This is a genomic window from Lysinibacillus sp. OF-1, from assembly GCF_028356935.1.
Taxonomy (GTDB): domain Bacteria; phylum Bacillota; class Bacilli; order Bacillales_A; family Planococcaceae; genus Lysinibacillus; species Lysinibacillus fusiformis_D.
The window spans coordinates 874,469-888,467 of record NZ_CP102798.1 but is presented as its reverse complement, the minus strand read 5'-3'; the positions used below and the strand labels follow the sequence as shown (position 1 = coordinate 888,467).

12 protein-coding genes and 1 riboswitch are annotated in these 13,999 nt (G+C 38.8%); of the genes, 7 read left to right on the top strand and 5 right to left on the bottom strand.

Going from position 1 to position 13,999, the window contains the following annotated elements; genetic code table 11:
• Window positions 1–92: 92 nt before the first annotated feature.
• Window positions 93–635: a peroxiredoxin gene (locus NV349_RS04085; RefSeq protein ID WP_004224676.1), complete on the bottom strand. Its 543-nt coding sequence runs from the start codon at window positions 633–635 to the stop codon at window positions 93–95.
• 406 nt (window positions 636–1,041) lie between these two features.
• Between NV349_RS04085 and NV349_RS04080 the strand changes: the two genes are divergently transcribed.
• The 7 genes from NV349_RS04080 to thiW all read left to right on the top strand — a co-directional run bounded on the left by NV349_RS04080 (window position 1,042) and on the right by thiW (window position 7,562).
• The gene (locus tag NV349_RS04080; protein ID WP_036125534.1) at window positions 1,042–1,584 is read left to right on the top strand and encodes a helix-turn-helix domain-containing protein; all 543 of its coding nucleotides are present in this window, start codon (window positions 1,042–1,044) and stop codon (window positions 1,582–1,584) included.
• Window positions 1,585–1,601: 17 nt separating this feature from the next.
• Complete coding sequence (locus NV349_RS04075) at window positions 1,602–2,708, top strand: ABC transporter ATP-binding protein (protein WP_036125536.1); 1,107 nt, start codon at window positions 1,602–1,604, stop codon at window positions 2,706–2,708.
• Window positions 2,698–3,507, top strand: coding sequence for an ABC transporter permease (locus tag NV349_RS04070; RefSeq protein ID WP_058843427.1), 810 nt, complete (start codon window positions 2,698–2,700; stop codon window positions 3,505–3,507). The genes NV349_RS04075 and NV349_RS04070 overlap by 11 nt, the downstream gene beginning before the upstream one ends.
• Complete coding sequence (locus NV349_RS04065; protein ID WP_036125540.1) at window positions 3,504–4,301, top strand: ABC transporter permease; 798 nt, start codon at window positions 3,504–3,506, stop codon at window positions 4,299–4,301. The genes NV349_RS04070 and NV349_RS04065 overlap by 4 nt, the downstream gene beginning before the upstream one ends.
• The gene (locus NV349_RS04060) at window positions 4,298–5,371 is read left to right on the top strand and encodes an ABC transporter substrate-binding protein (protein WP_058843426.1); all 1,074 of its coding nucleotides are present in this window, start codon (window positions 4,298–4,300) and stop codon (window positions 5,369–5,371) included. The genes NV349_RS04065 and NV349_RS04060 overlap by 4 nt, the downstream gene beginning before the upstream one ends.
• Before the next feature lie 228 nt (window positions 5,372–5,599).
• Window positions 5,600–6,796 carry an MFS transporter gene (locus NV349_RS04055; protein ID WP_036125545.1) on the top strand — a complete coding sequence of 399 codons (1,197 nt, stop codon included), beginning with the start codon at window positions 5,600–5,602 and terminating at the stop codon, window positions 6,794–6,796.
• A 66-nt stretch (window positions 6,797–6,862) separates the two neighbouring features.
• Window positions 6,863–6,970: riboswitch (TPP riboswitch) on the top strand.
• Between the two features lie 91 nt (window positions 6,971–7,061).
• Window positions 7,062–7,562: an energy coupling factor transporter S component ThiW gene (thiW, locus tag NV349_RS04050; protein WP_101966415.1), complete on the top strand. Its 501-nt coding sequence runs from the start codon at window positions 7,062–7,064 to the stop codon at window positions 7,560–7,562.
• A gap of 223 nt (window positions 7,563–7,785) precedes the next feature.
• On the opposite strand, the gene NV349_RS04045 is transcribed toward thiW, so the two are convergent.
• The 4 genes from NV349_RS04045 to NV349_RS04030 are packed head-to-tail and all read right to left on the bottom strand — an operon-like array spanning window position 7,786 to window position 13,991.
• On the bottom strand, window positions 7,786–10,383 hold the full coding sequence (locus tag NV349_RS04045; protein ID WP_089931902.1) for a VWA domain-containing protein: 2,598 nt from the start codon (window positions 10,381–10,383) through the stop codon (window positions 7,786–7,788).
• Window positions 10,367–12,112, bottom strand: a complete 1,746-nt coding sequence (locus NV349_RS04040; protein ID WP_271912461.1) for a vWA domain-containing protein — start codon at window positions 12,110–12,112, stop codon at window positions 10,367–10,369. Before NV349_RS04040 ends, NV349_RS04045 begins: the two co-directional genes overlap by 17 nt.
• An 11-nt stretch (window positions 12,113–12,123) precedes the next feature.
• Window positions 12,124–12,999 carry a DUF58 domain-containing protein gene (locus NV349_RS04035; RefSeq protein ID WP_271912460.1) on the bottom strand — a complete coding sequence of 292 codons (876 nt, stop codon included), beginning with the start codon at window positions 12,997–12,999 and terminating at the stop codon, window positions 12,124–12,126.
• The gene (locus NV349_RS04030; protein WP_089931900.1) at window positions 12,996–13,991 is read right to left on the bottom strand and encodes an AAA family ATPase; all 996 of its coding nucleotides are present in this window, start codon (window positions 13,989–13,991) and stop codon (window positions 12,996–12,998) included. Before NV349_RS04030 ends, NV349_RS04035 begins: the two co-directional genes overlap by 4 nt.
• Window positions 13,992–13,999: the final 8 nt, after the last annotated feature.

Sequence of the window (13,999 nt, the reverse complement as noted above, 5' to 3'; positions counted from 1 at the left end):
CCCTTCTCAAAAACAAAAATTCAGTTAAAAGTCCCCACAAACTTGTCGTGGGGACTTTTAATTTGTTCCATAATGACTCGACTCTATTTAGATTATAGAGTTGCTTGACCTGGACGCCAGTTTGCTGGGCAAAGACCACCAGTTTGAAGTGCTTGAAGTACACGTAACGTTTCATCAACATCACGGCCGATGTTGTTATCGAATACTGTTTGGTATTTTAATTCGCCTTCTGGGTTGATGATGAATAGACCACGTAATGCGATACCTTCTTCTTCAATTAAAACACCATATTCTTTCGAAACTTGGTGGTTTGTATCTGCAGCTAATGGGTATTTTAATTCACCAAGACCATTTTGAGTGCGGTCTGTGTTAATCCATGCTAAGTGAGTGTGGATTGTGTCTGTAGAAACACCGATTACTTCTGCATCTAAGTCTTCAAACTCGTCATAACGATCACTCATCGCAGTGATTTCAGTTGGACATACAAATGTGAAATCCATTGGATAGAAGAAAAGAACTGTCCATTTGTCTTGTGCTTTAATATCTTCTAATGATACTTTACCAAATGATTTGTCTGAAAGTACTGCTTCCATTGTAAAGTCAGGTGCTTGTTTACCTACCATGCGTTCTGCCATAATAAATCCCTCCGAATAAATATGTAGTTTATATATTCCATTCGCACAAGCGAACTCATCTTCTACGATAGCAGAGTAATCGCAGTTTTTCAAACAAGTAAACTCCGCTCGTTTGTACGTTTGAAGTGGCATGACAAGAAATCGTCAAATCCACAAATGAAATGACTGCTACAGCCTATTTATTCACTATTTTTAACAAAAATATTCTACCCTATACAAAATTTTTCTCCATTTTCTTTATGCCTGTTTTTTTAACATTTTATAGCTATTTTTTTCACGAAAAATGATTGCAAAAAAAAAATTATTATGTATAATTGTAATGGTTTTAGTAAACTAAAAGTTTCGTTAAAGTAAACTTCGTATTTCAAAAGTTTATGATTGCTAAACTTCTTCTAGGAGGGAAAAGATGCAAATAGGAGCAAAAATTAAAGCGCTTCGTTTAAAAAAAGGTCTTACCCAAGAGGAACTTGGAGAACGTACAGATTTAAGTAAAGGTTATATCTCCCAATTAGAACGTGATTTAAACTCACCTTCTATTGAAACATTATTTTCTATTTTGGAAGTGTTAGGTTCAACACCTAAAGATTTTTTTGATGATGACTCACCTGAACAAAAGGTTGTCTATACAGAAGAAGACCAATCTATCTATACAGATGAAGAAAAAAATTATGAAATTCAATGGCTAATCCCTACATCTAACGAAAAAGAGATGGAACCCATTTTCTTAACCTTTGCTGCTGATGGCGAATTCAAGCAATTTGAGCCGTCGCTCTCAGAAACATTTATTTATGTTGTCAAAGGACGTATTCGTCTTGTTTTAGGGAATGAACAGTATATCGCAAGTGAGGGCAATGCTCTTTATTTTGACGCGACAGATCATCATCAAATTTTCAATGCACATGCAGATGAAACTAAAATTTTACTCGTTGCAACAGATTCTTATTTATAGCTTAAGGAGGCGCATCAATGACAACGAATTCCATTATCCGCTTTGAAAATGTTTCAAAGTCTTATAGTGACGGTACCGTCGTCTTAAAGAATATCAACTTGGAGCTTGAAAAAGGTAAATTTTATACACTCCTTGGTCCATCTGGTTGTGGAAAAACAACCATTTTACGAATTATTGCTGGTTTCACAGAACCAACGACTGGAGATATATTTTTCCACGATAAAAAAATTAATGCAGTACCTGCAAATGAACGTCAGGTCAATACTGTTTTTCAAGATTATGCGCTATTTCCTCATTTAAATGTTTTCGAAAATGTCGCATTTGGACTACGCATTAAAAAGCTGCCTGAAAATGAAATAAAGGAACGTGTGGCTGAGGCATTAAAATTTGTCAATTTGGCAGGCTACAGCAACCGCGAAATCTCTGAAATGTCTGGTGGGCAGCGTCAGCGTGTGGCGATTGCGCGTGCCATTGTTAATGACCCCGAAGTCATTTTACTGGATGAGCCACTTTCCGCATTAGACTTAAAGCTACGTACTGAAATGCAGTATGAATTGCGTGAATTACAGCAACGTCTTGGCAAAACCTTTGTCTTTGTTACACATGATCAAGAAGAAGCACTTGCTATGAGTGATGAGATTTTTGTTTTAAGTGAAGGACAAATTCAACAATCAGGTACGCCAGTGGATATTTATGATGAACCGATTAACCGCTTCGTGGCTGACTTTATTGGTGAATCTAATATTGTACCAGGTGTGATGATTGAAGATTTCAAAGTTGAATTTGCTGGCAAAATTTTCGAATGTGTCGACCAAGGGATGAAACCAAATGAAAAAATTGATATTGTTATTCGACCAGAAGATTTAGAAATGACAACTATCGATAAAGGGAAACTTGTGGTGAAAGTGGATACACAATTATTCCGAGGCGTACATTATGAATTATCGACGTATGATAAAGATGGCAATGAATGGCTAGTCCATTCATTGAAAAAAGCAGAAGTAGGGACAGAAATTGGCTTAGGCTTTGATCCTGAGGCTATTCACGTAATGCGCTTAAATGAAACTGAGGAAGAGTTCGATAAACGATTAGAATCGTATGGAGACGATGAAGATGCAAACTAAGACATCGAAATCAGCGTTATTTCCGTATGTGTTATGGATTGCCTTTTTCGTTATCGCGCCGATTGCCCTCGTTGTTTATTATTCCCTACTTGATTTACATGGCAATTTCACGCTCGATAACTATAAAGCGTTCTTTACTTCTGTTTACTTAAAGATGACATTGAGCTCGTTTTGGTATGCCTTTTTAATTACATTCTTTACTTTATTAATTTCATACCCAACTGCTTATTTCTTAACGAAGACAAAGCATAAACAGCTTTGGCTTCTGCTCATCATTATTCCTTCTTGGATTAATCTATTGTTAAAAACATATGCCTTTATCGGCATTTTTGGATTGTATGGACCAATTAATGCATTTATTGAAGTATTTGGCTTCGATCCTAAGCAAATGCTCTTTACGGATATTAGCTTTGTCTTTGTATCGGTCTATATTTTTATTCCGTTTATGATTTTACCGATCTTCAACTCCTTAGATCGATTAAACCCAACGCTTATTTATGCAGCACGCGATTTAGGTGCCTCTGCTTTTACAACTTTTCGCCGTGTCGTTTTACCATTAACAATGGATGGCGTTAAATCTGGAATTCAAGTTGTCTTTATTCCAGCGCTATCCCTGTTTATGATTACACGCTTAATTGCCGGAAATCGCGTCATCACGCTTGGTACAGCGATTGAACAGCAATTTCTTGTAACACAAAATTGGGGGATGGGTTCTACTATTGCTGTGTTCTTAATTTTATTCATGGTGATTATTATGCTCATTACGGGACAAAAAGATAAAGGAGGTCGCGTACGATGAACAAACTATCTGCATCAGCTAAAGTCTATTTAACGATTGTTTTTATCGTTCTGTATGCTCCCATCTTCTATTTAATTTTTTACTCGTTCAATAGTGGCGGCTCCATGAATCACTTTGAATCCTTTACTTTAGAGCATTATAAAGCTGTTTTTGAAGATTCACGTCTTCTTGTTATATTAATTAATACTGTAATCGTGGCATTACTTTCTGCTTTGATTTCTACTATTATTGGCACACTAGGTGCAATCGGTATTGTGACTGTCAAAGATTCAAAAATGCGCAATACTTTACTATCCTTAAACAATGTCTTAATCGTCAGCCCAGACGTTATTATTGGTGCTAGCTTCTTAATTTTATTTACAATGGTTGGCATTAAGCTTGGCTTTGCGTCTGTCTTGTTAGCCCATGTCGCATTTAGTGTACCGATTGTTGTTCTAATGGTTTTACCTAAACTACTAGAAATGAATAAATCCTTAATCGATGCAGCATTAGATTTAGGGGCTACGAAAAAGGATATTATGATGCGTGTCATTCTTCCTTATATTCAACCAGGTATTTTTGCGGGCTTCTTCCTTGCCCTTACGTATTCTTTAGATGATTTTGCCGTGACATTTTTCGTAACAGGGAATGGCTTCAGCACATTATCTGTAGAAATCTACTCCATGGCCCGTGCAGGTATTTCTTTAACGGTTAATGCTATTTCTGGTTTGGTATTCTTTGTTACGGTGTTAGTCGTTGTTGGTTATTATTTCATTACAAGTCGTACGAGTAAAAGAATGGAGGGACAACGATGAAGTCATTAATTCAAGCTACCATCGCCATCCTTGTTGTTTCAGCCCTTTTATTCTATGCGGCTGACGCCTTAAGTGCAGGCGGCGGTAAAAGTGGAAAAGACACGTTGACAATCTTTAACTGGGGAGAATATATTGATCCTGACTTGTTAAAACAATTTGAAAAAGAAACAGGCATTCATGTCATCTACGAGACATTTGATTCCAATGAAGCGATGATGACCAAAATTCAACAAGGTGGAACAGCGTATGATATTGCCGTTCCATCTGAGTATATGATAGAAAAAATGAAGGAAGAAAATTTATTGATTCCTTTAGATAAAACAAAAATCCCTAATTTTAAAAATATCGATCCTTACTTTTTAGATTTACCATTCGATGATGACAATAAATATTCAGTCCCTTATTTCTGGGGAACAGTAGGCATTGTCTACAATCCAAGCCTTGTGGGAGATTTAGATTTCTCTTCTTGGGACGATTTATGGGACCCATCCTTAAAACGAAAAGTCTTTTTAGTAGATGGTGCTCGTGAAGTCATTGGAATGGGCTTAAACAGTCTCGGATATTCCTTGAACTCACTAGACAATCAGGAACTACGTAAGGCTACTGATAAATTAATCACACTTGCACCAAATGTAAAAGCCATCATTGGAGATGAAATTACACCATTAATGATCAACAATGAGGCCACTGTAGCCCTTACTTGGTCTGGGCAAGCAGCAGATATGATGTATGAAAATGAGGAGCTAGACTTTGCTGTACCTGAGGAAGGCTCGAATTTATGGTTCGATAATATGGTCATCCCTAAAACATCGAAAAATATCGACGGTGCCCATGCCTTTATCAATTTCATGCTAAGTGCTGAATCGGGTGCACAAAATGCCGATTATGTAGGCTACTCTACGCCTAATATCGCTGCTATGGACTTAATGGATGAAGAAGTTGTTTCTGATGAACGCTACTATCCTTCTGAAGAACAACGCGATACATTAGAAGTTTACAAAAATTTAGGACCAGACTATTTAGGGAAATATAATGAATTGTTTTTAGAATTTAAAATGAGTATTCGTTAAAGCATATAAAGGTCTATCGATGAATTTTTATTTTGTCGATAGACCTTTTTCTATTATCTTCCTGCTTCTGGCAGCACCTCACCTATTGTCTGTTTATTCTTTTCTACATCGTGGATTGGTATTGCTGCACTAGCAGGTATGTTTCATTTCAGACTTTCAACCGATATGATGATAGGATATCTTATGATAGACTTTAGTATATTTGATTATAAAAAGGGGGTTCATTCGATGACCCAGCAGAAGTCCAATAAGGCGGCTTTATATATTTTAATGTTTAATATGTTTATCGCAATGGGGAGTATTGGAATTATTATTCCTGTCATGCCAGAGTATTTAAAAATATTCGGTGCAGCAGGACAAGTTCTAGGTATGCTAATTGCAACGTTCGCCTTAGCTCAATTCGTATTTTCTCCAATTGCTGGGAATCTTTCGGATCAGTATGGTCGGAAAAATTTAATTATTTTCGGTCTTATTGTGACAGGTCTTGCACAAATCGGTTTTGGCCTAGCCACAGACGTCTGGATGCTATTTTTAGCACGCTTTTTAGGCGGTCTAGGTTCCGCATTTGTTGCACCTCCTATTATGGCATTTGTAGCTGACGTTACTACCTACGAGGAACGTGGAAAAGGTATGAGTATGTTGGGTGCTGCTATGTCACTTGGCTTTATGATAGGGCCAGGAATAGGTGGTTTCTTAGCAAAGGTTAGTTTACATTTTCCATTTTTCACGGCAGGAGTTGCTGCCATACTAGCATCTGTTTTATCTTATTTTTTATTACCATCTACTAAACCAAACACTTCACATGACAAGCAAAAGCAAGAAAATCTGGCGAAGCAAATGGCTCGTTCCATACATATGCCTTATTTCGTTATGCTCATTATCATGCTCGTGTTCTCGTTCGGAATTGCCAACTTCCAAACAACCTTGTCATTATTTGTGACAGAAAAGTTTAATTACACACCCGTAGATATTGCGATTATTTTAGTTGTCGGTGGTGCTTTTGGGGTAGTTGTACAAATGTTTGTGATTACACCACTTTTTAATCGCTTTGGTGAAATGAAAGTTGTGTTAGTCAATTTATTTATTGCATCTGTTGCTATTTTCTTAATATTGTTTGTATCTGGCTTCGCTCTTATATTAGTTGTAGCAACTATTTTCTCTACAGCAACAACACTAATTCGTCCTGCTGTAAATACACTAATTTCAAAGCTTGCAGAGAAAGAACAAGGGTTTGCTGCGGGCTTGAATAATGCTTACATGAGCCTTGGCAATATGATTGGACCAGCCTTAGCAGGTTTACTATTTGACTGGAATATGAACAGTCCATATATTTTCGGATCTATCATATTATTAGCCTGCTTCTTCCTTGCACTCATCTGGACATTGAAAAAAGCACCTCATCTAATGCATCCTGATACGAAATAGTCAGAAAAATCATTGACTATTTTTAACATTATGTTACAGTAATGTTGGTTAATAAAATTGAATGATATTTACCACTAGGGGAGCCTTTAAAAGGCTGAGACGTATATGATGATGTACGGACCCTTTGAACCTGATCTAGTTCATACTAGCGGAGGGAAGTGGCGCTACTTGCTATTGTCATTGTCTATGCAAGGCCGCTTCCTATTGTTTAAAGGAAGCGGCCTTTTAATTTCCCTCATGATTTTATTCAAGAGGAGTGAACCTTATGTCAATTCGTAAAATGACAATCATGGCTTTATTAGTAGCGATTGCTGTAGCAGGATCTACCTTTGTATCCATACCAACAGGCATCGCACGTGCCTACCCCATTCAGCATGCTGTTAACGTAATAGGAGCTATTATACTAGGACCCGTGCCAACAGTTCTAGTTGCCTTTGTGACAGCCATCATTCGTATCTTTACTGGTACAGGCTCTCTTTTAGCGATTCCTGGTAGTATTATTGGTGCATTGTGTGCGGCCCTTGCCTACAAATACAGTAGAAAACCATGGCTAGCAGGATTCGGCGAAGTTTTTGGCACTGGTATTTTAGCTTCACTTATTGCCGTACCCTATGCAAAATTGCTTATGGAGACATCCGTAGCTGCATTATTCTTCATGCCAGCCTTTTTAACATCAAGTACCATCGGGGCCATCTTAGGTGTTATGGTAGCTAGTACTTTGCGAAAATCGGTACTAGTAAAGAGTTTTAATTCTTCGCTTTATTGAGTGGTGCTGAGTGCTTTTTGATTTTGGAAATTCTTTAAGATGTGCGAGAAGATTCCTTTTCTAGTCTTTGAGCGGGGTTCGTTTCTTTATGAGCGTCTCTCTCCCCTGAGAAGCACTTTTCGAAGGCTGCACTTTGTCAATCACCTTTGCACCATTTTTTAAAACCTCAAAGCATTCAAAAAAGCAGTGCAAAATGGAATGATTTTGCACTGCCTTCACTCTATTATGATCGTTTTTTCATACCCTTTAATAGCTGGGCTACGTTCGTATCTTCTGCTTGTACAGGTTTCTCCTCAATTGGCTGCTCTTTTTTATTCGTTTTTGTTAAGAAACTCCACCCAAAACGTCTTATGGTAATATCCATAAAGAATAGAAGCATACTTGCTAAAAGAAGCCATGTAGCAATGTTTTGTCGATCCGCTCCTTTGGTTGTAAAGTCACGGAACACATCTTGTGGTTCTTTTAAAACGGCTCCCCCTGTTTGATTTGTTAACTCTTCAATCAGTTTTTCATTAACAGGGAGCAGTTCATACTCAGCACTATAAGGAACACTTAGACCTGCCTGATAAATGGCCTGCTGCTCATCCGCTATACGGAAGAAAATCAATCCAGGTTCGGCCTGTACAACAGCTCGAACTTGGGAGGCTGAAATGGTTTCTAACTGTGTTTCTAACTCCTCCCCTGCTTCATTAACCGCTACAATGTCTAAAAATGCGGCTTCATTTGTAGGGTCTGTAATCATAAAGGAGCCATCAGCTTCTAATCTCACATCATAGGCAACATCATTATAGCTTGGCAACATTTGTGAAATAAGCGTCTGCCAAAATGTTCCCCAGTCCTGCCATCTTGCCCAATCTCCTGTCCATTTACCCGTTGAATCGGATGTAAAAGCAAATGTTTTACCGAGTCCATATTGCCATTGTGCTAACACAGGATCTTCCTTCTCACTTTCTGCAATTACGGTTGTCCCTTGCTTAGCTGTCGTTCCAATATAAGCATTCATTTGAGGGACGCCATTGGCAAATAGCGAATTCCATCCTGCGGCATTATAAATTGCTGGATAAAACGGATTATCCTCAATATAGGTGCGAGAAATCATAGCTGTTTCACGAGATAAAATAGAAGGAATGGTTTGTTCATCAATGACATCATAGAACCGTCCACTACCCATATCACTAAGTGCTTCGAGTAAGTTAGCATCAGCATCTTGTCCAATCGCTACTGTTGATAAAGTGATACCATTTTCTTTTCCCTCAGCAATTAAATCCTCATAATTCCCAGACTGTGATTGCCCATCGGTTAAAAGAATAATATGTTTACGTTGAAGCTTTAAATCGGCGAGATTTTCATAGGCTTTAGCTAATGAACTATAGATTTCTGTTCCGCCTCCTGGTGTTACTGATAGAATGGTATCCACTGCCTCTTCTTTACTTTTAAGAGGCGCGGTTTCTATAATTTCCCAAGGACGATCATCGAAGGCGATAAAGCCTAATGTATCCTCATCTCGTAGCATTTCAACAGAACGTGCCGCTGCTTCCTTAGCTAGCTCTAGCTTCGAGCCATGCATACTGCCAGAACGATCCAGCACTATGACTAGCCCTAATGAAGGTAATTGCTCCTTGCCCTTAATTTCCATCTCCACAGGCAATAACGTTTCAATTGGCGTTTTAAAATAGCCTCCTAAACCAAAACTATTTTCTCCACCAACCATCGTGAAACCAACCCCAAAGTTTTTGACTGCTTGCTCAATCACACTCATTTTCGCCTCACCAACTAAATGACCAGGCACATTGTCAAAAATGATCGCATTATATTGTAAATAGCTGGACAGTTCATTTGGTAGGCTTTTAGGATCGACAACATCATAGGCAATGGATTGACTACCAAGTGCTGCCGCGATAGGTGAAGCTGTTTCATAGCCATTGACGATGAGTAAATGGGGTTCACTTTGTACCATTGTGACACTTGTTAATTTATTGTTTTCAAAAATAGCATCCTGCCCAACTTGAATAACTGCTTCGTATTTTACAAGTCCTTCAGCTGTTGCTGCGTGTTTATAGGTAAACACATTTGTACCTTCCGTCAGCTCAACTGCCTCGCGATGAATTAGTTCATCATTTTCATATAATAACAGCTCCCCTTGCCCTGCTGCTGTTGCATGAATTTCTGTTACTAATTGTTGCTGCTCTCCTACATAAGCAACCTGAGGAGAGACAAAGCTTTTGAGCGACACATCATGGACAACTGGTAGACTAAAAGGTACAACGTCCACACTAATATTGGCACCTTTCAATCTGGAGACAAATTCTAAAGCATCTCCTTTTGTCTCATTACCATCTGTTAATAATACAAGGCGAGTCGCTTTTTTTGGATCAACTATGCCTGTTGCAAGCTGTAGACTTTGTTCAATATTCGTTTGATCTGTTGCTTTGATTTCTGTAAGCTTCGGTACATCCTTTAATTCTTTAGACAAAATGGCTTCTGTTTGTAAAGTGGAAGAAAAAGAATAGATCCCTGCAAGTTGGGGTTCTTTTTTAGATTGTAGGCTCTCCTGTATAAACTGAGCCATCTCATCTTCTGTACCATTCATAGACGCAGATCGGTCTAGTAAATACACGATCTGTTCTTCTTTTATCGGTAATAATAAATACGGCCCTGCAAGTGCCAAAACTAAACAGCATATCGCTACTATGCGAATAGCAAGCACAACAATATGACTCTTTTTTAGTCGCTGCCGTTCTCGAAAATAAGTCCATCCAAAATACAAGAACAATGGAAGTAATAGCAACAATACTAATGGCGTATCAATTCGTAAATCCACGACGTCGTTGCACCTCCCACTCTGCAACAAGCAAAATTAAAACTATTACAATTAACCAAGGTACGAAGGAGGCCATCGATACCTCTTCCTTCCCATTGTCTGAAATGTCGCCTAATGTATAGCTTGTTCCTTGTTCAATAACACGTTCCTGGGCTTGCAATTGCACAATAAATTGTTTTTCTTCATTATTTGAACGTACCATATAAATACCTGGTTGTTTTGGTGCAATTAACATGCCCTGTGTAATAGAAGAAAGAAACTCATCTTCTTGCGAATAAACACTCCAGTCTCCTTGCGCTAAGGCTACTGCACGCTGTTCATTCGGTGTGAAAATACCAAGTGAACCGACTGATTCTGTTAACTGTTGCTCAGTACTCCATAAAAATAGCGGGAATGATGGATGCAATGGCCAATCTGTATCAGCAATATCCGCTAAAACAACGATATCTCCTTTAGGAGAGCGTTGGATAAACGGCTCATCTCCTACAGAAGCAATGGTTTCATAATCCGAAAATCCAGGATAAATAGCACTAACATAAATATCCTTTAGTTCGCTAAAAGCAAATAATGCATCACTTTTAGCACTTACTGTACCACTTGTTTCCACTTTTTCGGCATCATCACGTCCAAATAATACTAGCGGTTTCTCCATCTTCTCCAATAAGGCCGTTTGGTTTGTGATGACAGTTGCATCCTGATTGTCAGCTACTTGTAAAGACGGAGCGATTTTCACGCCGCTACTGACACTTTGAAAACCTTTTTGTATCAACTGATGCATACCCTGATCAACAACAATTTTTGAAGTAGTCGTTTGTAGTAAGACGGTTTGTTGATTGTCTACGGCATAATCATCCTTTGCATCAATAATAGCTGTCATCGATTTTGCTAAGGGTAAATCTTTGAAGGTTTTCGTAATGGCTTCATTTGGAGGCACAACGACACGTTCTGCTACCAGCTTTTCACCCTCTGCATTTTGTATCGCTAATGTCACCTTTTGTTCAGCAGTTGTATCATTATGGAGCTGTACAAGTGCCATCGTAACCTGACCATCTGTCGTTGCAGCAAAGCGTGTAATGGCGATATTTGTTAAGTCTTTTGCAGCACCTCTAACTAGCCATTTCACTGAATCTTTATCCATTGGTAATTGCTTTTTATCAAGCGTATCTGTAAAAACATAGATAGAAGTCGGTGTATCGCCCACAAATGCCTGTGCAACATCCAGTGCCTTCGTCATTTCAGCCGTTTCATAGGATACTTGTAAATCTTTAATCGCTTTTTCAATGTCATTCATATTTGTTTCTTGCTGCAAAACGGCTTTTGGAGCGGCACCTGTTGTAATCAATGTAACAGGTCGCCCATTCAACTCTTCCATCAATGTCAACATTTCTTGCTTATGTGTGTCAAAGGTTGATGAATCCTTTCCTGCTAGCATCGTGGCTGATGTATCAACAATAAATATCGTTTGCGCACCCACAATGGTTGATTTTTTCACATATGGATTCATCAGCGCCAATACAAGTAGCAGTAATGCTAGCAGCTGTAAATATAGTAAGGCATTTTTTTGTAAATGCTTTAAATAAGGTGATACACGGGTTTCCTGCATAATTTCAGACCAAAATAGAGTCGAAGAGACAGTTTGATCAGTATATTTTTTACGAAAGAAATAATAGAGTAGGACAATGACCGGGATGATGGCCGTCCAGCTAAATATAATTTGACTAAAGCCCAATACGGCTCACCTCACCTAATCCAATGTGCTTTTAATAATTGTTGAAAGATCGCATGTTGCAGTCCATCTTCCACTTTCAATTGTAATTTTCGAACGCCAAAGCGGCGGCAAATGGCTTCAAATTCTTCTTCATGTAATAATCGTCTTGCATGATAGGTGTCTAATACTTTAGTAGACATCGTCACATTGACACCATTGCCTGTTTCACGATCAAGAAGGCGGACATCCCCCAAATAATTTGGTGATAACTCTTCTTGCGTAACAATTTGCAAAATGCGAACATCCCCAGCATAGCGTGGTAGTCTTTTTAACAGCTGCTCCCATTCCTCAATTGGCTCTAACCCATCTGTAATAATGAAGAGTACGGTACTATCCTTAGGCATAGCTTTTAGTGCACCCTGTGCAAATCGATTAGCATAATTCGCTTCTTCTATATCTGTTACTACTTGTAAAAAAGCTCGACGATACATGGCACCCTTCCGTCGAAACGGTGGTTTCACCTCATCTTGGACAAACGAAAAAGACAAACGATCATCACGACCGAGCACCATTAAGCCGAGGGAGGCCACAATTTGACGAGCAAATAGCCACTTAGCGCTCTCCCCCATTGATTTAGTAGTATCGAGTAAAATGTGTACACGCATCTCTTGCTCGTCTAAAAACCTCTTGATAAAGTATTTATCTGTTCGAGCAAAAACGTTCCAATCTACTTGGCGTACATCATCACCTAAATGGTATTCTCTAAAATCTGAGAAATCGAGAGAAGCCCCGAAGCGTTGTGAACGGTGCGAACCCTTATGCTGCCCGCGTAGTTTGGAGGCCGTCGCTACTTGAAAGCGACTGATTTTTGCTAACCAGTCTTCGGGCAATAAGTATTTTGCTGTCACTTGCTAACACCTTGTTGAACTTTTTCTAAAATAACATCAATCACATCATCAGCTGTTTTCCCTGAAGCCTCCCCTTCATAATTCAACAGCATTCGGTGACGTAAAACCGGTTTTGCAACAGATTTTATATCAGCTACAGAAACATGGAAACGTCCGTTCATAAGTGCTCTAGCCTTTGCTAGTTTTATTAAGCTTTGCAAACCACGTGGACCACTGCCATACATGGCATATTGTTTAACTTCATTCAGAGCATCTGGTCTTTCAGGATGCGTAGCCACCACTAGATCTGTGGCAAATTCCAGCATTTCATCGGCAACCATTACTTCTTTCACCATTTGCTGAGCTTCCATAAGACCCTCAGTATTCATCATCTTCTGTAAACCAATTTCCTGCGCACCTGTCGTTCGCTTCATAATTTCCATAAGTTCACTTTTTTCAGGATACGGTACAAGAATTTTACAAAGGAAACGGTCCATTTGTGCTTCAGGTAATGGATAGGTTCCTTCCATTTCAATAGGATTTTGAGTCGCTAACACGAAAAATGGTTTCGCCATTTTTTTCGTATCCCCCAAAATCGTCACCGTTTTTTCTCCCATTGCTTCCAACAAGGCACTTTGTGTTTTCGGTGTTGCCCTGTTAATTTCGTCGGCTAACACCATTTGACTAAAGATTGGCCCAGGTTGAAATGTAAATTGTTGCTTGCCATCAGGCGTCCGTTCAATCATACTTGTCCCTGTTATATCAGCAGGCATAAGATCGGGTGTAAATTGAATACGTGAAAACGACAAATCTAGTACTTCAGAAATTGTACGGATTAACATTGTTTTCCCTAATCCTGGTAAACCTTCTAATAAGGCATGACCATCTGCTAGAACTGCATACAGCGTATAATCAATTGCTTCTTCCTGTCCAACAATGAAGCGATGAATTTCTTCTTTTACTTGGTGTAATTTCGCGCTCATCTCTACATACTGTTGCTCTGTAAATGCCATTTCTTTTC